This window comes from Enterococcus sp. AZ071, assembly GCF_050499065.1.
Taxonomy (GTDB): domain Bacteria; phylum Bacillota; class Bacilli; order Lactobacillales; family Enterococcaceae; genus Enterococcus_A; species Enterococcus_A ferrettii.
Genome location: NZ_JBIPAS010000001.1, coordinates 1725057 through 1746912, shown reverse-complemented (window position 1 = coordinate 1746912; position 21856 = coordinate 1725057). Strand labels below are relative to the sequence as shown.

The following is a 21856-nucleotide window of genomic DNA, read 5'->3' as shown; positions in this document are numbered from 1 at the left end:
GCATTGTATCTTACGATAAAAAATATTTTTCGTTTCGTATTGGTTATCGGTTGCGGGTGGGGACTTGCATTGCTGTTGGGGCTGTTTGAAGGTCGATTTGAACTAAATCAGTTGGTTTTTTATACGATTCAAAGTAATCTGCTGGTATTTTTTGCTTACTTGTATTTGCTTATTAAAAGTATTGCCAAAAGTCTTTCTCTAAAACAGGCGTGGTCGGCAGATTTTTCGCCGAATAGCATGGGAGCCTTGACACTAATTATTGTGATCACTGGCTTGATCTATAATTTTATCTTGGTGCCTACTATTTCTGACACTTCAGGCTATGCGGTAAATAGTTTCTCAGATATTCTAGTCCATACGTTTACCCCAATTATGGTATTTGTGGACTGGATTATCTTTGCGAATACAAGCAATATGAAAAAGATTAAGCCATGGACTTGGGCGATTTTACCGCTGCTTTATTGGGTATTTACTATTGTCCGCGCACAAATTGGCGGACCAATTGCGGGCTTTGGCAGCTACTATCCTTACTTTTTCATTGATGCTGACCAGCTAGGCTGGACCCGGGTAATCATTAATGTACTGGTTTTGCTACTGGCATTTGTTCTATTTGGCTATCTAATGAAGCTGATTGCCTGGATAACTAACCGGTTTAAGCCGTTTACTAAATAAAAAAAGTTTGTAACCATTGGTTGCAAGCTTTTTTGTTGTACGTTTTGAAAACCACTTGATTTATACATTGTTCTGATGTTTTTTAATCAATTTGATGAAAGATTGATCGAAAAAATCCATATCTTAAATTGAAAAAAGAACATAAGCTGGCTGCGGCTATATGCTTCATAGTTGCTGCAATTTACATATATACAAATCATTCAGGTATAAATATAGCTGGAGCGATAATAATTATTTTTGTAGGGTTTCGTTTGGTAAAGGGAAACTCTCACTAGTTTTTAACTAGTGGTGAGTCTGGTACTAAGTAATAGATCAATTGATAACAAACCGTTTGGAAGTTCAGCTGTGTTTCGGACAGACCAAAGATTTTTTCGACAATTTGATTTATTTTCTTCAAAGAGAGCTCCTTTTCAAAATAAGCTTCAAAAAAATCGCGTGTTACTTCTTCGCTGTAAGTAAACGTAAAGTCTTGAGAATTGTAAGAGATACCGCTCTCTTTTAGGATTTGCTTGTAGTTTTCCATTAGATTCGGCTTTGTATCTGTTTCTTCATAAGGTGAAAAGATATTATCAGTTTGTTGAACTAATCTAAAAATCAAGCACCAACGATGGCTTTGAGCAGTGAAGGCTAAAAGGTTTTCTTTGGTAAGCAACACAGGATTCATGGCGGTAAAGACCACATCAAAGGTTTCAGTAGCAGACTGGAAAAACCTTTCTTGATCTTGATGAACAAAAGCCGCATCAGAATCCTGCAGCTTCGTTTTCGCAATCCCCAGCATTTCATTAGAAATATCCACTAACGTATAGTGTTCAACAGTATCTTGAAACTCCGCTAAATAGCGTCCGCTTCCTCCAGCTAAATCAAGAAAAGAATGAGCAGGCAAAATCGCTTGTTGCAAGAGGAATTGCTTTAGTTTCTCAGCAATTGGAAACGGAGATTCCTGCTGAATTATTTCATATTCATCGGCAAATTCATCCCAAAATTGTTCAAGCTCATTTAAGTAATCATCGGTCATGAGACTTCCTTCTTTCTGTCGAATAGTATACCATTAGTGGTAATAGAGAAAAAGAAAAGGGGAATTGGATGAAAATCGAGCACGTAGCAATGTATGTCCATGATTTAGAAGGAATGCGAGAATTTTTTGAAACATATTTTGAAGCAAAAAGTAATGATCAGTATCATAATCCTAAAACGGGTCTCAAAACGTATTTCCTTAGCTTTGACGATGGTTCACGATTAGAATTAATGACCAGACCTGAGATTGAGGGGGCAGCGCCTGCTCTATACCAAGCAGGATTGATCCATTTAGCTTTTAGTGTTGGCAGCAAAGAAAAGGTTGATGAACTGACGAAACGTTTCTTAGCCGAGGGGTATCAAGTATTGTCTGGCCCGCGCACTACTGGGGATGGGTACTATGAATCGGCAATTGTAGCAATGGAAGGAATTCAGATTGAGATAACTGAATAAATAAAATGATTGAAGGCAGGCTGCGGCTTGTCTTTTTTCTTTATTTCCAGAGAAAATTGAATATAACTGCACAAACTACCTAGAAAGTTCTTTACTTGTTGAATAACATATGTAATAATTCGAATGAGATTGAGAATCATTATCAATTAAAGTTTTTGGAGGAATTCGTATGGAAAAGGCAAGCGTTGGGTATTTGTTTAAATTGGCTGGGAAATCCAGTATTTTGCTGCTGTTTTCTGCCATTTTTAGTATTATTTCGGGAATTATGGATTTTGTGCCGTTAGTGATGTTGTATCGTGTGCTGATGTTTCTGTTTGGGAATAATCCCAATATTGATTTGGCGATGCAATATGCCATATACGCAGGGATAGCTATTATTGTGAAGTTTGTAGCGCTGTTGATCAGTGGTTCATTGTCTCATATTGGGGCTTTTAATACGTTATATGAAATTCGTAAACGACTGAGTATTCATATTGCTACATTAAATTTAGGGTTTTTCACTAAAACAACTTCTGGAAAGCTGAAGAAAACCATCATTGAAGATACCGAACGGATTGAAACGATGTTGGCCCATCAGGTACCAGATTTGGCCAAGGCCTTAGTGGTTCCGATTTTGATGTTTGGTTATTTATGTACGCTGCATGTCGGGTTGGCCTTATGTCTGCTTATCCCAATTGTAATTGGAGCTGTTGTGTTGGCTGTTGGAATGCGTTCCAGCGGGAAATACATGAGCTGGTATCATAAGCTGATCGGTCAGTTGAATTCTTCTATTATGCAGTTTATCAATGGGATGAATGTCATGAAATCCTTTAATGTAACTGCGAAAGGCTTCAAACAGTATTCTGACACGGTGGAGGAATACCATGAAATGTGGACGGATTGTACCCGCGCACAAGCATGGCCCTATGGACTATTTATGGTTCTAATTGAATCTGGTTTATTGTTTAGCTTTCCAATAGGGGGCTGGTTGTATTTACAGGGCAGTGTTGATTTACCGACTTATTTATTTTTCTTGATCATGAGTATTGTTTTTCTTTCTTCCTTAAAAAGCTTAAGCGGATTTGCGGTGGCGATCAGTCAGATTTTGACTGGAACAGAAAAAATCAAGGATATTATGGATTTGCCGCAGCAGGGCTTTGGGTCTACTCATCAGGTACTGAATCAAGTGGAGGTTGCTTTTGAAAAGGTTCATTTTTCTTATGAGGAGGATGAAGTACTGCATGATGTTTCGTTAACGATCCCAGCCAATACGCTAACGGCCTTTGTAGGGGTATCTGGTTCAGGGAAATCAACAACAGCCCAATTGGTTCCGCGTTTTTGGGATATTCAAAAAGGTCAGATTCGTTTAAATGGTCAATCGATTGATACCTTCGACGAGTCGAGCTTAATGGAATCCATGAGCTTTGTTTTTCAGGATGCATTTATGCTGAGTGATACCATTCGCATGAATATTTTGGTTGGTAAAGATGAGGCAACGGAAGAAGAAGTTCAGGTGGCAGCCAAGGCGGCTCAAATTCATGAATTTATCATGAGTTTGCCAGATGGCTACGATACAGTAATGGGCGAAGCGGGCATAAAAATGTCTGGCGGGGAAAAACAACGGATTTGTATCGCTCGAGCTATCTTGAAGGATGCACCGCTGGTAATTTTCGATGAAGCGACCAGTTTTACCGATATTGAAAATGAACGGAAGATTCAGCTGGCATTAAATGAGCTGCTGCAAAATAAAACAACGATCATGATTGCTCATCGTCTGAATACCATTAAGCATGCCGATCAGATTTGTGTCTTTGACGAAGGAAGGATTATCGAGCGGGGAACGCATGAAGAGCTGCTGCATCGTAAAGGAAGCTACGCGAAGCTGTGGGCTATCTATGCAGAGGAGGGTCAAAATGATTAGTATCATTCGAAATGTGAAGGCTGTTACTGGAGATAATATTAAGCTGTTGTATAAACCGATTATGTTGTCGATTTTCGATGCCTTTTTGAATATGGTCTTTTATTCAGTCATGATTTTGGCAATTGTAAATTTGGTGTCTCAGCGATTTACTGAGACGTTTTTCTTCCAAGGTTTGGCAGTGTTGGCAATCGTTTTTGTTATTCGGGCAATTTTGGCACGGTATGTTTTTTACTCACTGCAGATGAACAGTTCGGCAATTGCTACTGACTTGCGTTTAAAATTGGCTGAACATGTTCGCGGATTGAACTCGGGATATTTCAATCAGAACAGTGTCGGACGGTTAACCAGCTACTTTTCTACCGATATTTCTGATTTTGAGCAGGTATTGTCCCACAATTTAACAGATTTTATTCGGGCAATGTTCAGTGTGGGTGTCTGCATGCTGGGTGCCTTAATCATTGATTTTCGCTTTGCTGGGGTGATGGTGGTAATGATTCTGGTTGCTTTACCTTTAATGATTAAAGGAGGGGCGGTTGGACATAAGATTGCACCTGAGCATCGGGAAAAAATGAACGATGTAATTTCTCGCGTGGTTGAATACATTAACGGAATTAAAACGTTCCGTTTGTACCAGCTGACAGGAACAAAATTCAAACGGTTGGACCATTCCTTTAATGAATTGAAAAAATCATCGATTCGAGTGGAATTATCCATGATGCCCTATGTCATGATTTTTTCGACTATTGTTTCTTTTATGATTCCGATTGCGCTGATTTGGGGAACGAATCTGCTGTTGCAGGGCAATACCTCACCAGAACAATACATTGCGGTATTGATGCTGAGTGTATCAACCTCTAGTCAATTGATGATAATTGGTATGCTGTATCCAGAATTAAAGTACATTGCTAAATCAGCGGATAATTTGCGGCAGATTTTTGAAACACAGCCGTTGCCCTATACGAAGGAAAGCTTTGAGGGGATGGATCACCAAATTGACTTTAAAGATGTCTCTTTTAGCTATGAAAATGATGTTCCAGTATTGAAGAATTTAACTTTTACAGTAGAGGATGGCAAGACGACTGCGTTAGTTGGACCTTCCGGCTCTGGTAAATCAACAGTGATCAGTTTAATTTCACGTTTCTGGGATGTCTCAACAGGAACCATCACAATTGGTGGTGAGAATGTCCGAGAAATTCGCCCCGATGCTTTAACAGAAGAGATTACCTGTGTACTGCAGGATGTTTACCTGTTCAATGATACGATTTTGAACAATATTCGGATTGCCAAACCAGGGGCCTCTATGGAGGAGGTAGTCAAGGCTAGTCGGTTGGCTAATTGTCATGAGTTTATTATGCAGCTGGAGAATGGCTATGATACGATGGTGGGTGAGGGCGGCTCAACCTTAAGCGGTGGAGAAAAACAACGGATATCAATCGCTCGTGCTTTATTGAAGGATGCCCCAGTTGTACTGCTGGATGAATCCACCTCCAGCTTGGATGCCGATAATGAAAAAGAAATTAATTTGGCTTTGGATCGGCTGATGGCTGAAAAAACCGTTGTGGTTATCGCTCATCGGTTGAACACAATTATTAACGCAGATCAAATCATCGTTCTATCAGAGGGCGAGATTTTGGAAAAAGGAACGCATCAGGAGCTTTGTCAAATGAAAGGCTGGTATGCTAAAATGATCCACGAGCAAAAGGTTGCTCGGACTTGGGTAGTTGGAGAGCCAATGGAATTAGAAGAAGCAAAATAAGCAGGAGGACTCTGGCTAAGGCTAGGGTCTTTTTGTAACTCTAAATTCTCGTAGAATTTGTAAATTCTCATAGATATTGATAAAATACAGATAGAATGAGAATTTGCCGTGGGGGAAAAACGATGAATATAAATAAACTTAACAAGATACTGACAGACATGGGGTTGTTTTTAGATTTTTCAGATATTCAGTTAGATATCCCTTTAGCCTTCAAAGCGAAGTACGAACTGTCAAAAGGCATGCTCATGGAACCACAGCTTTCATTTTTACTTATTAAGGAAAAACGATCAGGATCAATTGAGGCATTTATAAAACAAGCAGAAGTGATGGGAAAGATTGCAGAACTGCCCTATGTGCTAGTTTTTTCCAAAATTTCGAAGGAAACGAAAAAACTCTTATTAAAAGCTAGAATTCCCTTTATGGATTACATAGGAAATCTTTTTCTTCCGCAGCTGGGAGCTGTATTGACGACAGAATTACCAGTTTTTAAGGATCAAAAGTTATCGCCTAGTGAACAATCGGTGTTTATCTATTTACTACTTAAGGAGACCACTACAATTATTCCTGCTCAAATTTCGGAGAAGCTACATCTTTCAATAGCTACGGTATATCGAGTATTGAAAAGTTTTACTAACAGAGAATGGCTACGTTCAAAGCATGGTCTTTATCAATTCAATCAAGGATTGAAAGATATTTTTCAAGAATCTTTGGATTTGCTGAACAATCCGGTTAAAAAATGCGTATTTATAAATAGGAACTACTTTAATCAATTAATGGATAATCGGATGTTTAAGCAGGAGCTTAATTTGGCTGGACTAGCGGCCTTAAGTAAGCTATCTATGTTGGATGACTCACCCCCTGCTTTTGCTATTTCAAAGAGAACGTATCAACAAATAATGAAAGGAGACCCTAGCGGAAAACAATTTATTTTGGACAAGAAAGTAAAAAACGATATTGAACTGCAATTATGGGAGTACGCTCCGTTATCTATAGTTGATTCATTAGTAGATCCTATTTCTTTATTGCTGTCGTTAAAAGACAACGATGATCCAAGAGTTGAAATTGAACTAGAAAACTTGGAGTCTAAGATTATAAAAAAGCTGGAGGAAAAGGATGCCGATTAACGAAAGTCCAAAATTTTTAGCCGCGTTTAGTGGATTTGAAGATTACTATGTTCTTATTGGTGGAACAGCAACAGCTATCGTTTTAGCTGAATACAATATAAACAGCCGAACTACTCGTGATTACGACATTGTTATTATGGATGAGCAGAAAGATCAAACATTCTTTAAAGTAATAACAAACTTTTTAGAAGAGGGAGAGTATACTCCTGGTGTATCCGACAGAGAGGAAAGATTGTATCGGTTTACTAGTGTGAAGGAAGGGTATCCTAAAATGATTGAATTGTTCTGCATTAGACCTTGCTGGTTAGCTGGATACGGAAGGATAGCCCCAGTCCATTTTGAGGAAGATATGAGCCTCTCCGCTTTAGTATTAGACCCAGAATATTATGATTTACTGAAGAAAGGTCGAAGGATAAGAAAGGGGTATTCTGTGCTGAACAATGAGTACCTGATTGTTTTTAAGGCCAAAGCTTGGCTAGACTTAACCAAAAGACGACAGGAAGGTGCGGCTGTTGACAGTAAGAATATAAAAAAGCACTTAAATGATATTGCACGATTAACTGGTTCAATTAAGAGTAGGGAAAAGGTAGCTATATCTAGAACTATTCAACAGGATATGAATAGTTTTCTTGAATTCTTGGAAAGTGATCTTTCCATCATTCCTCAAAACGAGGATATCCTTTTGGATCGACAGGGAATTTTCGAGCTGCTTAATGCTATGTTAAAATAAATTCACAGAACATTATAATAGGAGGTTGCCAATGGAAATCAGAGAAGCGAATCAGTCAGAGCTGCGTCCATTTTTAGCAGAAATTTTTGCTGAACAATACCGTCAGTTCTTTTCACAAGAGATGAAAGAGGAAAAGGAAATAGCTCTGGGAGCTTGGCAGGAGGACCAGCTGCTTGGAGGAATTACTGCGAAGTATCAGTACCAAACCTTACATGTTTCTATGCTGGCGGTTGATAACAACTCTCGGCATTCCGGTGTGGGCAGTCAGCTGCTAAAGGCGATGGAGCAGAAAGCTTTTTCTTTAGGAATGAACACCATTACCTTAACTACTAAGGAATATCAGGCTGCTGATTTTTATTTGAAAAATGGTTACCAAAAATTTGCCCAGCTGGAAGATGTTCCGATGACTGGGATGACCAAATATTATTTTGTGAAAAGGAGAAAATAAATGGAACTAGTTGTAATGACAGAGGAGTTATCAGTTTTTCAGGTGTCTAATTTGAATCAGATTGATTTGAGTATTCGTCCTTTATTTATTGGGGCAACCGATGAAGAAAATTCGGTAGTAGCTCCCACGAAGATGGTACCTGAAGAGACAATTCAACGAGAAGATGATTGGCGGGGATTCAAAATTGAGGGCGTATTAGATTTCGCTTTGGTTGGGATTTTAGCTAAGATTACCGGTATTTTGGCTGAAGAAAAAATCAGTGTGTTTGCGTTGTCCACTTACAATACGGATTACGTGCTAATTAAGCGCAATGATTTTGATGCCGCTTTAAAGGTATTGGCAACAAACGGGTATAAAATAAAAACCAGCGAGGCATAAGGCCTCGTTGGTTTAGAAGTAATAATATTGAACAACTAAAAAAGTGATTAAGACTAAAATACTCGGTAAAAAGTTGGATACACGAATTTTAGTCAGCTTAATGATGTTTAAGCCGATCCCTAAAATCATCAATCCGCCGATGGCACTGATTTCATGCATCAAAATATCCAACAGCTCTTGGGGCAAATATTTAACAATAAAGCTGGCAAAAATAGTAATGGCTCCTTGGTATAAAACCACAGGGAAGGCTGAAAATAATACACCTACTCCTAACGAAGCCGTCAGCATAATCGACATAAATCCATCCATCACGGATTTTGTGAACAGGGTCTGATGATTTCCAGCGACACCGCTCTCAATTGCACCGATGATCCCCATTGAACCAATTAAGTAAATCAAGGTGGCTGTCACGAATCCTTCGGCGAAGTTACTGTTGCCGCGAGCAAATTTACGTTCCAAAAATAGTCCCAGACGAGTCATGCTGTCTTCAATTTTTAGAAATTCCCCAATCATGCCGCCAATACAAATACTGATAATAATTAAAATAAAGGAGCTTGCCTGAATGGCCATTTGTATAGCCAAGGCAATAACCCCCAAGCTAATCCCCTTAGTGACCGTATCCTTGGTCTGTTCAGTAATATTTTTCAAGACAATTCCCGAGAGACTGCCTCCAATAATTGCTAACCCGTTAACGATTGACCCCAGTAACAGCATTCTGTCACACCTTTCCAGCAATTCTAAATTTTCTATGATAGAAACATTAAAATCTCAGTTATTCAACATACTACCACGACTTGTCATATTTTAAAACAACTACATGAAAAAAGAGTGGAAGGACGCCACTCTTACACTTGTTGTTCACGTTTTGCCAAGGCTGGCATGACAAAGCCTAAGCCAATTAATACCACGATACCAACAATATTTAAAATTAATTCGTGCCAGAACAATGAGGAGCCATAGGCAGCATCCTGCGGCAGAATACCAAAAACGGTTGCTAAAATGGTAATGATCAAGCACCACCAGCCGACAAATATGGCTCTCCGGTCATTTTTAATAAATACGTAGTCTGACTGAAATTTATGGCTGTCCATTCGAATGCGGATAAAGGCATAGAAAATCCAGCAGGTTACACCTGGAGAGATAATGCCGTTCAGGTTCAATAACCAGTTAAAGATGTCATTCATTTCAGGCAGGAAAACCCCTAGCAGTAGAATGAAGGCACTCAAGCTGGTTGTTAAAATGTAGCCATTAATTGGCAAGCCTTCAGCATTCAGCTTAGTCAATTTTTTCGGTAAAAATTGCTTGCCGGTGTCTGAAATCAGCATTCGGGTCATAGCATCCAACAAAACTGCTAGCAGGGCACACATATAAATAATTTGTGTGACAGCAAAAACATACATTAAGGTGTTGCCTAAATGATAGAATTCCCCTAAGCGTTGAAAGGCATAATAGGAGCCATTCATTTTTAAATTGTTTGGCAAATGATGGGCATCAAAGAAGACACCTAAAGAAAACGATCCAAAGACGGTCAGGAAAATCGTCATAACCGTCAGCATTACCATCGCCCGTGGAAAATCTCGCGTAGGCTTCTTCATGCGAGTCACAAAGGGAGCGACCAGCTCAGCGCCGTTAATCGCATAAATCAACAGTCCAATTGTTGTCAGATAATGCAGATCGAATTTCGGCAGCAGCGTCCGCCAGGTCATGGGCTGCGTCTCTACATGACCATTGGGCATAAACAATGAAGTAAAGGTCATGAAGACAAACAGAATCGACAGGATAAACATCGCTCCGCCACCTAATGTGCTAAGGACCTCAAGTGACTTTTTAAAATGCCGTTGCAGGAAAATGAAGGCTAAGAAAATGACGAAGGTCAGTAGGGCAAACATGGAGTTGGACATAGTGTCCTCCATCGAATCATTGCCGTTGATCAGCCAGCCTAAGCCGACGACCACGGCATTAGCGGTATCCACAACATAGGGGATCGAAGCCGCCCAATAGGTCCAGGCAGTGAAATAGCCCAGACGGTCGCCGCTGGTTCCCCGTACCCAAGAGCTAAGTCCACCACCCTCATGATTGAAGACAGAGCCTAATTGCCCCACCATTAATGAATAAGGAATGACATATAAAAGCAGTAAAATGATCCAAGAGGTAATAACCCCCATTCCTTGATTGGCAAAATTATAAATAATATCATCAAAGCCAATAACTGTGACAAAGGACATCAAGGCCAATACCGGCCAGGAAATAAATTTTTTCTTTTCTTCCATCTAAGAAACCTCCTATATGATTAAATGCCAGAGTACATTTCACCACATGGGGGCTTATTTCGATAGTCTTTTGCCATCAAGGAAACTTCCTTTCATATTAAAATACGATTTATCTTGCCATAAAAGAATAGCACTCGTCAACCGATAGGAGAAAACTATTTACTCGTGGCCCATAGACAAGTATTCTCTAATTTGTTATCTTAAAAAAAAGATCAAGGGGTGATTAGAATGGGAGTAAAATTAAAAGATTTATTGTTGCTGCCTTCACTGCGGGAAGCAAAAGTGATTGCTGGGCATAACAGTTTAACCAGTACAGTGACTTCTTTATCTTTTTTAGAGGTTTCTGATATGGATTTTTTTGCGCAAGAAATTGCCTTTGAGAATGAATATTATGCAGGGGAGCTTGTGATTAGCTCATTTTTTAGCATTCGGAATGATGTAAAGAAACAGTGTGAGGCCGTTCGTTATCTTCACAGTATTGGAGAAATTGGTTTATTGCTCTATTATGTAGGGATTGTTCTTCCTGAACTATCACAGGAAGTTATTGAGGTTGCCGAAGAATTGGACTTTGTTATCATCCAAATGCCTAAAAACAATGTCTCTTTGCGTTACAACGAAGCAATTGTTGAAATAATGATGGAAATTCTACAGGAAAAATCACCGGACAATATCGTGAATGAGGTACTGGAAAAAGCCTCATTATTACCGGAGCATTTACGAAGTGTGGAAATGACGCTAAAAATATTATCAGATTTGTTGCGGGCTAATATTGTGTTGACCAATGCCGATGGAGAGGTGATTAACCAAATTAAATGGCCTAGAACGTCTACAATGGATGTTATCCACTTTATCCAGCAAAATCCGATTGAAGATGGCTTGCAGCTACAGAAGGATGAATATTCTTTCTATTATAAAGAGATCTATCATAAAGACAATGGCGTATTGAAGCTTCATATAATTCGCGAGCATACTTTATTAACGCAGGTAGAATGTGAGCAATCGGTAGAATTGGTTCGGGTTTCCTTAAACCTGTGGGGGAAAAAGCACGGAGAAGTTAGCGAATATGCGCTGGTGCAGGCGATTCTAAATGACGAAAGCGAGAAAATGTATCGCTTAGCCAAGAGCTTATCAGTAGATGTTAAGGCCATTGATATGATGTGGCTGCTGCAATTAAACAATCTTCAACAGGAGAAGGAAATCAAGGAGGAGCTGCTGGAGCATGTAGCGAAATATTATCGAACCTGTGTTGTTCAGGTGGTAGAAAATCGCCTAATCGTTCTATTAGGTAATTACCGCCATAACGATTCAGAGATTGAGTTTAGTAACGATTTTATGCGAATTACTCAGTACCAGCAGATGATTGATAGTATTGTTTTATGCCCAAGAATGCGCAATACCACAGATGTTCGGAATACTTATCAATTGATGAATGAGGTTTCGGATCAATTGCCATCAATCTACAAGGACCGTAAGAACTTCTCCATTAGTGAGATTCGCCAAGTCGCGTATGCCTTGAAGCTTGTGCAATCAGGTGAGTCTGAGGTGGAGGAATGCTTGTCGATTTTGGAACCGATTATTGACAACAAAGAGTACTTAACCACTCTTTGCTGCTACCTGTTGGATGCCAGCGCTGATTTCCAACGCTGCAGTGAGCTGCTGTTTATCCATAAAAACACGGTAAAGTATCGTATTAAAAAGATCAGCGAGCTGCTAGGCTATAATATTACTTATTTTTCTGAAAGCTATGAATGTTATTTAGCATGTATGATTTATTGTGTGATTAATGACTAAGAATGAGAGAACCAAACTGTCTGATAAGCATTTTGGTTCTCTTTTTTGTACACATTCATCAGTAGAAAGACTGTTTTTCGACCTGCATGACACCCAAAATCGGTTTAAAATGAGATTTTTTTCATTTTAAACAAAATAATGCCATAATTTTTTCATTATGCAAAAGACGTGTTGCGCTTTCATCTTATATAATCGTAAGAACATAAGGGGGGAATAGACATGAATGAAGATAAGAATAATCAATCATGGCAGAGTTTAGCATTTGTTTGGGCCGGTGCAATGATTTGTGTACCAAGCTTAATGATTGGTGGTACGTTGGTTTCAGGCATGTCATTATTACAAGCCTTACTAGTAGGGCTTGTAGGTTACGGTATTATTGTCATATTAATGATCTTGCAGGGAATGCAGGGAGCGGATTTACATAAGCCGACGGTCAGCATGGCTTCACAGGTATTCGGCAGGGTAGGTTCACAAAAGATTATTTCGATTATTTTGATGATTGCCTGCTTAGGTTGGTTTGGAATTCAGGCCAACGTTTGTGGTCAGGCCTTCACAACTTTTTTAGCAATTTATGGAATTCAATTACCAATACAGCTTTCTTCTTTAATTTGGGGTGTCATTATGCTGGTGTCAGCACTTTATGGAATTAAGTTCTTGAATATCCTGAATTATGTGGCGGTACCGGTTTTAGTTGTAACTTGTATTTATGGAGTAATCGTATCGATTAGCAATAGCTCAGTAAGTGAAGTTTTTAGCTACCAGGGAACTGGCGATGTATCGATGGCGTCAGGCTTAGCGATTACGATTGGCTCTTTTGCTTTAGGAGCAGTAATTGCTGGCGACTATTCACAATATTGTGCTTCACGAGGAGATGTTATTAAGGCAGCAATTTTAGGAATTTTACCTTCGGGTGTATTGATGATTGGTGTTGGAGCTATCCTAACATTGACTGCTGGTACTGCGGATATTGCTGAAGTATTTATGGGATTGGGATCACCAATTTTAGGGGTAATTGCTTTGATTCTTGCTACCTGGACCACCAATGCAGTAAATGCCTTTTCGGGTGGTTTGGCGATGATTAATGTATTCAATATTTCCAAGGAAAAAGAAAAAATGGCAGTTGCTGTGGCTGGTGGAATCGGAACCGTCTTGGCAGTTGTCGGGATTTTAAATTACTTTGTACCGATTATGTCAGTTTTGTCGGCAATGGTTCCTGCGGTGGCAGGTGTAATGATTGCTTCTTATTGGGTAGTCCAAAAGGGAAATCCAGGGAAATGGCATCCAGTAGCTGGAGTCAATTGGTTAGGGATTATCTCTTGGTTAATCGGTGCGGTGGTTGCTAGTACGCCGGTAATTTTTAGTTTCTTTCCAAGCTTGCCCCAATTACCGAATCAGCCGTTGATTGGAATTGTTTTATCGTTTATTTGCTATTTGATCGGCAATAAGGTTTTTGTGAAGCAGTCAACCAACATTCGTGAAGTGGAGGAATAGAAGTATGCGCTATTTAGATCAAGAAGCAATTGAAGACATCGCAGTCGGGGCAGCCTTTTTAGGGACCGGCGGCGGTGGAGATCCTTATATCGGAAAAATGATGGCCTTATCGGCGATTAAAGAATTTGGACCAGTCAAAATGGTCTCTCCAGAAGAGGTTGGTGACGAAGATTTCTTCTTACCATCTGCTATGATGGGGGCGCCCTCGGTTTTAATTGAGAAGTTTCCGAAGGGTGATGAATTTGTACGCGTTTTTGAAAAACTAGGCCACTATTTAGGGGTTGATACGGTTGCTGGTACTTTTCCAATGGAGGCTGGTGGTGTGAATTCGATGATTCCCATCGTAGTAGCCGCTTCCTTAAAAATTCCATTGGTGGATTGCGATGGGATGGGTCGAGCCTTTCCTGAATTACAAATGACGACCTTTAATCTAGGCGGCGTTTCAGCAGCTCCTATGGCAATTACTGACGAAAAGGGTAATATCGGTATCATGGAAACCATCAGCAACAAATGGACCGAACGCTTGGCACGAGTGCAAACGGTGGAAATGGGTGCTAGCACCTTGGTAAGTCTGTATCCATCTACCGGTCGTCAGTTAAAAGATCATGGCATCCACAATATTGTGACATTTTCTGAGAAAATTGGCCAAGTTATTCGCAGCAATGAAGCGGATGAGGCAACTAAGCTAGCAAACTTGTTGAAGCTGATTAATGGCACACAATTGTTTGAAGGAAAGATCATTGATGTGATTCGTCGGCTAGAGGGTGGATTCAATTTTGGTGAAGCGACGATCGAAGGCCTGAATCAAGATCTTGGTTCTGAAACAAAGATTTTCTTCCAAAATGAAAACTTGATTGCGGAAAAAGATGGCGTACCAATGGCGATGACACCGGATTTGATTTGTATGGTGGATTTAGAGACGCTCATGCCAGTGACCACAGAAGCCTTGAAATACGGGAAACGGGTGCGGGTAATCGCCTTGCCGTGTGATGAAAAATGGCGAACAGAAGTGGGGATTGCTACAGTTGGTCCGCGTTACTTCGGCTACGATTTGGATTATATTCCTTTAGAAGAAATGCTGGCACAAGGAGGAGAAGCGCATGTATAAGATTGGGATTGATGTCGGTGGAACGAATACCGATGCAGTAATTATTGATGAACAATTGGCGCTTGTGCATGGTGTCAAGGTGCCCACTAGCGAGGATATCCAAACAGGGATTGAACAAGCTTTGCATAAAGTAATGGCTGAATCGAAGATCGATCCAACAACGATTAGTCATGCGATGCTAGGAACCACCCAATGTACCAATGCTATCGTGGAACGCAAGAAATTATCCAAGGTTGGCGTTATTCGTTTGGGCTATCCAGCGACTGGTTCTGTCAAGCCTTACACGGCCTGGCCAGAAGACATGATTGCTACTTTAGGTGAAAATTACGAGCTGCTGCATGGCGGCTATGAGTACGATGGGCAAAACTTGAGCGAACTGGATGAAGCTGAGGTGAAGGCTGCTTTGCTTAAATGGCAGGGTAAGATTGAGTCCTTAGCAATAGTTGGTGTATTTTCTTCTTTGAAAAATGATCAAGAATTTCAGGTAGTAGAATGGTCTAAAGAGATTTTAGGGGAAGAAATTCCAGTTTCTTGTTCTGCTACTATTGGTTCAGTTGGATTAATTGAACGAGAGAATGCGACAATCCTAAATGCGGCTTTAGATAAGGTTATGAACATGACCAGCAATGGATTTGAACGTGCGCTGGAAAGCGAAAGCATCCGATCAGCAGAAGTTTATCTTTGTCAAAATGATGGAACATTGATGTCGATTGACTACGCGCGTCAATTCCCAATTTTAACGATTGCATGTGGTCCAACGAACAGTATTCGTGGGGCTTCCTACTTGGCACAGCTAAAAAATGCGATTGTGCTGGATGTTGGCGGCACAACCTCTGATTTAGGGGTATTAACTGACGGGTTCCCACGGGAGTCATCATTGGCTGTAGATGTTGGCGGAATTCGAACCAATTTCCGAATGCCTGATATCATTTCTATTGGACTTGGTGGAGGCAGTATCGTGCGAGAAGTGGATGGTAAGGTAACGGTGGGTCCGGATAGTGTCGGTTACAAAATTACCACCGAAGCCAAGGTGTTTGGTGGTGACCAAATTACTGCTACTGATATTGCTGTTCGTTTAGGGAAAGCCGAGGTGGGCGATGCAAACCTGGCAGCGGACATTCCATTAGAGTTTGCGGAAAGAGCTTACCAGACGATTAAGGAAATGACGGAAGAAGCCATCGACAAAATGAAAACCAGCTCGGGTGATGTGGAGTTGGTGCTAGTAGGTGGTGGTGCGATCATTATCCCTGAAAACTTAAAAGGTGTCGCAAAGGCGTATTACAACGAACATGGTGGTGTTGCCAATGCCATTGGCGCATCAATTGCTCAAATCAGCGGTCAGTATGAACAAATATACATTTATACTAAAATGCACCGCAAAGACAGTTTGGCAGATGCTCGAACAAAAGCAACACAGCAAGCCATATTAGCTGGCGCGATTGAGGAAACAATTGAACTGGTTGAAGTAGAAGAAACACCACTTGCTTATCATCCAGAAAATGCGACACGTTTAAGAGTCAAGGTTGTCGGAAAAATGGAATAATACATGAGAACGAATCAAAATGCTGCCAAGTGTTTTGATTCGTTTTTTTGTCAGTCTTAAAAAAGCTCTTGTTTACTAGAAGGCGTTTTTTCGTCAGAATATCAATTGAAAAGTGATTATTTTTGAAGAAAAATGAAAGAAAATTCGTGTTTTTTTCATTTCTTCTTTTTTTCCTGTTAGAATGAGAGAAGGGGGTGACGGTATGATCGAAACAGAGCGGTTAGCTTTAAGAGAATGGACAGCCGATAATCTTCCTGACTTAAAGCGCTTTTTGCAGGATTCAGAAGTGATGTGGGCCTATGAACATGCCTTTTCCAATGAGGAAGTATCTAATTGGCTGCAGTGGAATTTGGATTCTTATCAAGCAAATGGGTATGGACTTTGGGCGATGCTATGTAAATCAACCGGTGAAATTATTGGTGAATGCGGAATTACGCAACAGACGGTTGAAGGTACAGTTTATCCAGAAATTGGCTATCATTTAGTCAAGACTCACTGGCATCAAGGCTTTGCTGTTGAAGCTGCAAGAGCAGTGAAGGATTGGGGATTTAAAGAAAAGCAGTTTCCTGAGTTGGTTTCCACCATCAGAGATACCAATCTGGCCTCGATGAATGTGGCGATCCTCAATGGAATGATTGTTAAGAAACGATTTATTAAACAGTATCGAGGAATCGAGATGCCTCATTATTTGTTTGGCGTAAAAAAAGATGCCCGTTCTACTTTTTCCAGAGAAAAACTGGACGAGAAGAAGTAAAGGATTGGTAAGCAAAATTACGCAGGAAGCAGTTAGCAGAAAGGTATACGAGTCAAAAAACAAACTCAATTTTTAGAGAAAAATGAATACATTATTAATGAGACAGGAGGAATGGCGAATAAATGAAGAAAACCTTCAAGGAAGTGATAATGGCCATTGTGCCAATGACGGTGTTGATTATAATTCTGACCCTTATTTTTGCTCCACTAGAAGCAGAAGGAATGATTACCTTTCTGGTTGGTGCAGGAATAATGATGATCGGAATGACGTTGTTTTTGTTTGGGTCGGACTACTCCATGATGGAGGTAGGGGACCTTTTAGGAAAGTTTTTGATCAAAAAGCGGAGTTTTCCCTTATTGATAAGTTTAGCCTTTATTATTGGAATTGTGATTACGATTGCTGAGCCTTCTGTGCAGGTATTGGCTCAACAGGTTCGAGAAATTTCCGATGGGGCGATTCCCCGGACAATTTTGATTGGTGTAGTAAGTGTCGGGACGGGAATTTTTCTGGCCTTTGCAGTCATGCGGATGGTCTTCAAATTTTCGTACTTGAAAATGATGGCGATTGGCTATGCAGCTATTTTGATTACTTCATTTTTCACTGATCCGCAGTTTATGCCGATTGCCTTTGATGCCGGCGGAGTAACTACCGGACCGGTAACGGTACCCTTTATTTTATCCTTTGCTACCGGGTTAACCAGTATGGTTCGCCAAGGTAAACATGAAAATGACAGCTTTGGTATGGTGGGTGTGTCCTCACTAGGTCCAGTTTTAGCTGTGATGTTGTTGGGAGTGATCTTCCGATGAGTATTGATTTCGCAGATGTTTTAGACCGAGTGATTACCGGGATTGGTGGCGTTACTTGGGATGTCATTCTTTCAGTAGCCCCGATTGTCTTGATTTTTATTGTTTTGAATGCTACCAGCTTTAAGCTGCGGAAGCGGCGTTTTGCGACGATTATGAAAAGTTTTTTGATTACCACAGTGGGTCTGATTCTGTTTTTGCACGGTGTAAATATTGCCTACTTACCAATTGGACAACATTTAGGCGGCGCAATTGCAGCAATGGACAATAACTGGATTTTGATTCCTTTAGGTTTTGCGATGGGCTTTTTAGTTGGTTTTGCCGAGCCGGCCATTCACGTGATGGTGAAGCAGGTAGAGGAGCAAAGTGAAGGTCGAATTAATGGTAATGTGTTATTAGCCTCGATCTCAATCGGGATTGGTATAGCAGTGAGTTTGTCTATGTGGCGGCTGTTAGCTGGTTTTTCATTGTATTACTTTTTAATTCCAGGGTACCTGTTAGTCTTTATTTTAGGTCGGAAAGTCGATAAAATGTTTTTAGCGATGGCCTTTGATAATGGCGGTGTGGCGACTGGACCAATGTGTTCCACCTTTATATTAGCCATGTGTGTGGCAATTGCTTCACAAATCGAAGGTCGCGACCCGATGATTGACGGATTTGGTGTTGTGGCAATGATTGCCTTAACCCCTATTTTAACTACGTTAGTTTTAGGGTATATTTATAAGAAGAAGGATGACCTGGATCAAAAACGAAAACAAGCTTTACAGGATAGCGAGGGAGAAGAGAATGGGTAAATTAGTGGCATTGCACTTGAAGATGATTGTAACGATTGTTGACGGAGGAACAGGACAGGATGTCGTTGATTTCTCAAAAGACGCTGGAGCGGTAGGAGGAACTATCCTTCATGGCAGGGGATCCGGTGTACACGATGCCGGTAAATTTTTTGGCTTGGACATTCAACCGGAAAAGGACATTGTATTGACCTTAGTTCCTGCCGAAATGGAGCTGTCAGTCATGGAAATGATTGGTAAAGGCATTAAGATCGATAAGCCAGGTAACGGAGTCTGCTTCTCAATTGATATCGAAAAAGCCATGGGTATGACCTCTATTAAGAGCTTTGGTGAAACGAAGACGATGGATGAGTTAAATAGTTAAAGAAATAATACGAGCATCAGTAAAAGGCGGAAGAGCCGATTGCTGATGTTTTTTTGCATAGGAGTTCTTTTTCAGTTTATCTATATATATAATATGTATGTACGTTATAATGTACCTATGAAAAAGAGATGATCTAAATGGAAAAATCAAGCGTATCAAACATAATAGATAGGTATTGTTTCTGATTTTTTGATTTTATTCGTGCACAATCTTCGTAAGAGAAAAGCGAAGGGATGCTTCTGAGAATAGTGTCTGATCAAACTGTGCGAAGATTACCTTGCCAGATGAAGAAAGATGAGGGAGTCGCAAATGGAAAAAATGAAACGTATTGGGCAAAATAAGATTTTATTGGTATTACTTCTGTTAGTGATCGGAATTGCAGTTGGATGGTTGATGACCAAGAAGCAATCCGTTCTGAATTTGGGCATTCTTCTGTTATTTGTGGTGGCAAACAAGCAAATCGCCCGCAAAAAAAATTCGAAGTAAGTCATGAAGTTTTTTTGATCTTTTGAATCATTCAATCAAGTCAGTCTTGCCAGTGCTCTTTTATATGCGTAGGCCAGGCTTTTTTGTCTCGTGTCATTAAGACAGAATAGCAAAAAGGAAGGTGCGTAAACACCCTTCCAATGATTATTCAACACCTTTACTTTTCGTAAATCGCCACACATCGTGCCGTATATCCTGGAGCACCAGTCACATTCGGGAAGCTGCAGCAAATAATTACACCAGTTGCTGGAAGATTATCTAAGCTCCGCTAAATCAGAGTAGAAAACAGATTTTGAAGTTATTTTTTGCCAGAAATTGGACTGAGCATCGGGGTTACATGTTCAAGGTACCACGAAAGCGATATAATCAGAGAAATAAACGATGGATCCAGCAACTTTTTAGCTTTATCTATCAGAGCATCCAGCATTCATTTAATTTTTTATCGTTTCGGCAGGTTCTCAAAATAAACTCCTTCAAAAATTAGACGGGTCAATAACTCATAGTACCCCTCACAATTGGTTTCAATCGCAAACATTCTTTCGTTTTCACAATAGATAATCAAAGTAAGATTCATCCCGAATCTCACTTTAGTTATGTCCTCAAACAGAAAGGTCGTTTTTTTCAAAATACTTCTATAGCTGATCTCTCGATCACACACGGTGACTCGCCGTATGTGGTAATAAACAATCATATAAAAGATACCATTCAAAAGAATCAGAGCCCAAATGAGGGCCATTATAGAGGAAATTCCCTCCTGAATAAGCAAGCCCCAAAATAGAATGGAGCAGAAGAGAACAAAGATGAAGAGCAATAATTTTACAGATTTTGACTCTTGAACAATGAAATGACTGGATATTTTTTTAGCAGATCTTGCTTTTATTATCGATTTTTTCAGCTTCGTTTCCCGGTGATGCATCACTACTTTGATGATCTCAGGGAAACATATGAAAATAAAAAATAAGCAGACAAAAACAACCACGCCCATACAACTACTCCTTAATAATTTTGATAAAGAGTGACTTTCCATCCAATTGCTGCTGACTGTCTTTGAAGCAGTCTTTCTATGTAATAGTATACACAATAATGCAGAAGAATTCTTTTTGAGCTTTCGATCCGAAGGTTGGAAAATTTCTGGTGATTAATGATTGCTCTTGTACAATATAAGGCAGATGAAACGTTATTTTATCATAGCAGAACCTCTAAATAGGGTTGGATTTTTGACTCCAGATTAAACAGCCGAGCATAGTTTAGCAATTTAGGGATATCTTTCTGATCTGAGCACAGGTAGTGCTTTAAAGCAGCAAAAAATTGTTCCTTGTCTGCTGTGTATTTGGGTTTAAGTAAATCAAGCAAGGTTCGCTCAATCTCGTAAACATGAATGGTTGTTCCACCCGATCGCGAAACAGGACGGATGCCGACAGTCACATCTTTGCTGATAATTGGCTGAATCTCGGCATTTTTCGCCCGCAGCGAATTAAAGCCCACGGGAAAGGTCATGTGAAGCTGCTGAGGCTCTTGATCAAGATGATCCAGCAGGTGCAAAGCTGTTTCGTGAGAGAAAACGCCTTGCGGAAAGCGGTACTGAAGCAGAAAGTAACGATCAACGCACTCCGAATTCATCGCATAAATGCCTCGCTCAATTCGTGAGATCAGCTTCTGGTCCTCCAGCTGAGACAAAATTCTTCGGGACAAGCCATTTTCCGTCACCATTTTAGTCGTGACAAGCCCGTGTTCTTCTAGTATTCGTAAAATTTTTTTCTTTTGCGACATGAAAACTACCTTGCTAAAAAGAACGAAAATGCTAAGATGATATAACTGAGTTAGCATATTTGTTCCTTTAATTAAATGATTGGAGAGACGAAATCCCCTTAATCAGATTATACGTATTCTTAACAGAAAGCAACTAGTTATTGTCAATGAATTCTAAAAAAATCACAGAAAAAGCGTTGCTTTTAAGGTGATTATTTGATATTTTTCAAA

The 21856-nt window shown here is 40.1% G+C and carries 22 protein-coding genes; 17 read left to right on the top strand and 5 right to left on the bottom strand.

Translation table 11 applies throughout. The features are described from left to right. Window positions 1-3: 3 nt before the first annotated feature. Window positions 4-672: a Pr6Pr family membrane protein gene (locus IGI49_RS08590; RefSeq protein ID WP_207701057.1), complete on the top strand. Its 669-nt coding sequence runs from the start codon at window positions 4-6 to the stop codon at window positions 670-672. A 271-nt stretch (window positions 673-943) separates the two neighbouring features. Here the strand turns inward: IGI49_RS08590 and IGI49_RS08585 are convergent, their stop codons facing one another. After that, a complete protein-coding gene (locus IGI49_RS08585; RefSeq protein WP_429964165.1) occupies window positions 944-1687 on the bottom strand; it encodes a class I SAM-dependent methyltransferase in 744 nt (247 codons plus the stop codon). Between the two features lie 68 nt (window positions 1688-1755). On the opposite strand from IGI49_RS08585, the gene IGI49_RS08580 reads away from it, so the two are divergent. From IGI49_RS08580 to IGI49_RS08550, 7 genes are all read left to right on the top strand, one after another. Continuing rightward, window positions 1756-2139: a VOC family protein gene (locus tag IGI49_RS08580; protein WP_429964164.1), complete on the top strand. Its 384-nt coding sequence runs from the start codon at window positions 1756-1758 to the stop codon at window positions 2137-2139. A 169-nt stretch (window positions 2140-2308) separates the two neighbouring features. After that, window positions 2309-4039 (top strand): ABC transporter ATP-binding protein, encoded by a 1731-nt coding sequence (locus tag IGI49_RS08575; RefSeq protein ID WP_429964163.1) that lies wholly within the window; start codon window positions 2309-2311, stop codon window positions 4037-4039. Then, window positions 4032-5795 (top strand): ABC transporter ATP-binding protein, encoded by a 1764-nt coding sequence (locus IGI49_RS08570; RefSeq protein ID WP_429964162.1) that lies wholly within the window; start codon window positions 4032-4034, stop codon window positions 5793-5795. Before IGI49_RS08575 ends, IGI49_RS08570 begins: the two co-directional genes overlap by 8 nt. A gap of 122 nt (window positions 5796-5917) precedes the next feature. Continuing rightward, window positions 5918-6919, top strand: a complete 1002-nt coding sequence (locus IGI49_RS08565) for a hypothetical protein (RefSeq protein ID WP_429964161.1) — start codon at window positions 5918-5920, stop codon at window positions 6917-6919. Then, window positions 6909-7649, top strand: a complete 741-nt coding sequence (locus IGI49_RS08560; RefSeq protein ID WP_429964160.1) for a hypothetical protein — start codon at window positions 6909-6911, stop codon at window positions 7647-7649. Before IGI49_RS08565 ends, IGI49_RS08560 begins: the two co-directional genes overlap by 11 nt. 31 nt (window positions 7650-7680) lie before the next feature. Then, on the top strand, window positions 7681-8097 hold the full coding sequence (locus IGI49_RS08555) for a GNAT family N-acetyltransferase (protein WP_429964159.1): 417 nt from the start codon (window positions 7681-7683) through the stop codon (window positions 8095-8097). Then, window positions 8098-8475, top strand: coding sequence for an ACT domain-containing protein (locus tag IGI49_RS08550; protein WP_429964158.1), 378 nt, complete (start codon window positions 8098-8100; stop codon window positions 8473-8475). Between the two features lie 12 nt (window positions 8476-8487). Here the strand turns inward: IGI49_RS08550 and IGI49_RS08545 are convergent, their stop codons facing one another. Next, window positions 8488-9189, bottom strand: coding sequence for a DUF554 domain-containing protein (locus IGI49_RS08545; RefSeq protein WP_207701068.1), 702 nt, complete (start codon window positions 9187-9189; stop codon window positions 8488-8490). Window positions 9190-9320: 131 nt separating this feature from the next. Then, window positions 9321-10745, bottom strand: coding sequence for an amino acid permease (locus IGI49_RS08540; protein WP_207701069.1), 1425 nt, complete (start codon window positions 10743-10745; stop codon window positions 9321-9323). Between the two features lie 228 nt (window positions 10746-10973). Here IGI49_RS08540 and IGI49_RS08535 point away from each other — a divergent pair, with 228 nt between their 5' ends. The 9 genes from IGI49_RS08535 to IGI49_RS08495 all read left to right on the top strand — a co-directional run bounded on the left by IGI49_RS08535 (window position 10974) and on the right by IGI49_RS08495 (window position 19876). After that, window positions 10974-12536, top strand: a complete 1563-nt coding sequence (locus tag IGI49_RS08535) for a PucR family transcriptional regulator (RefSeq protein WP_429964157.1) — start codon at window positions 10974-10976, stop codon at window positions 12534-12536. 219 nt (window positions 12537-12755) lie between these two features. Next, window positions 12756-14027, top strand: a complete 1272-nt coding sequence (locus IGI49_RS08530) for a cytosine permease (RefSeq protein ID WP_429964156.1) — start codon at window positions 12756-12758, stop codon at window positions 14025-14027. Window positions 14028-14031: 4 nt separating this feature from the next. After that, a complete protein-coding gene (locus IGI49_RS08525) occupies window positions 14032-15135 on the top strand; it encodes a DUF917 domain-containing protein (protein WP_429964155.1) in 1104 nt (367 codons plus the stop codon). Next, the gene (locus IGI49_RS08520) at window positions 15128-16678 is read left to right on the top strand and encodes a hydantoinase/oxoprolinase family protein (protein ID WP_429964154.1); all 1551 of its coding nucleotides are present in this window, start codon (window positions 15128-15130) and stop codon (window positions 16676-16678) included. Before IGI49_RS08525 ends, IGI49_RS08520 begins: the two co-directional genes overlap by 8 nt. A gap of 202 nt (window positions 16679-16880) precedes the next feature. Then, window positions 16881-17432 carry a GNAT family N-acetyltransferase gene (locus IGI49_RS08515; protein WP_429964153.1) on the top strand — a complete coding sequence of 184 codons (552 nt, stop codon included), beginning with the start codon at window positions 16881-16883 and terminating at the stop codon, window positions 17430-17432. 122 nt (window positions 17433-17554) lie between these two features. After that, window positions 17555-18238: a DUF1538 domain-containing protein gene (locus tag IGI49_RS08510; protein WP_429964152.1), complete on the top strand. Its 684-nt coding sequence runs from the start codon at window positions 17555-17557 to the stop codon at window positions 18236-18238. Next, window positions 18235-19029, top strand: a complete 795-nt coding sequence (locus IGI49_RS08505; protein WP_429964151.1) for a DUF1538 domain-containing protein — start codon at window positions 18235-18237, stop codon at window positions 19027-19029. The genes IGI49_RS08510 and IGI49_RS08505 overlap by 4 nt, the downstream gene beginning before the upstream one ends. Next, entirely contained in the window at window positions 19022-19390 is a 369-nt protein-coding gene (locus tag IGI49_RS08500) for a P-II family nitrogen regulator (protein WP_429964150.1), read from the top strand. Before IGI49_RS08505 ends, IGI49_RS08500 begins: the two co-directional genes overlap by 8 nt. Window positions 19391-19699: 309 nt before the next feature. Further along, window positions 19700-19876, top strand: coding sequence for a hypothetical protein (locus tag IGI49_RS08495; RefSeq protein ID WP_429964149.1), 177 nt, complete (start codon window positions 19700-19702; stop codon window positions 19874-19876). Between the two features lie 439 nt (window positions 19877-20315). On the opposite strand, the gene IGI49_RS08490 is transcribed toward IGI49_RS08495, so the two are convergent. After that, complete coding sequence (locus IGI49_RS08490; protein ID WP_429964148.1) at window positions 20316-20861, bottom strand: DUF6560 family protein; 546 nt, start codon at window positions 20859-20861, stop codon at window positions 20316-20318. Between the two features lie 200 nt (window positions 20862-21061). Beyond that, the gene (locus tag IGI49_RS08485) at window positions 21062-21646 is read right to left on the bottom strand and encodes a type IV toxin-antitoxin system AbiEi family antitoxin domain-containing protein (protein WP_429964147.1); all 585 of its coding nucleotides are present in this window, start codon (window positions 21644-21646) and stop codon (window positions 21062-21064) included. Window positions 21647-21856: the final 210 nt, after the last annotated feature.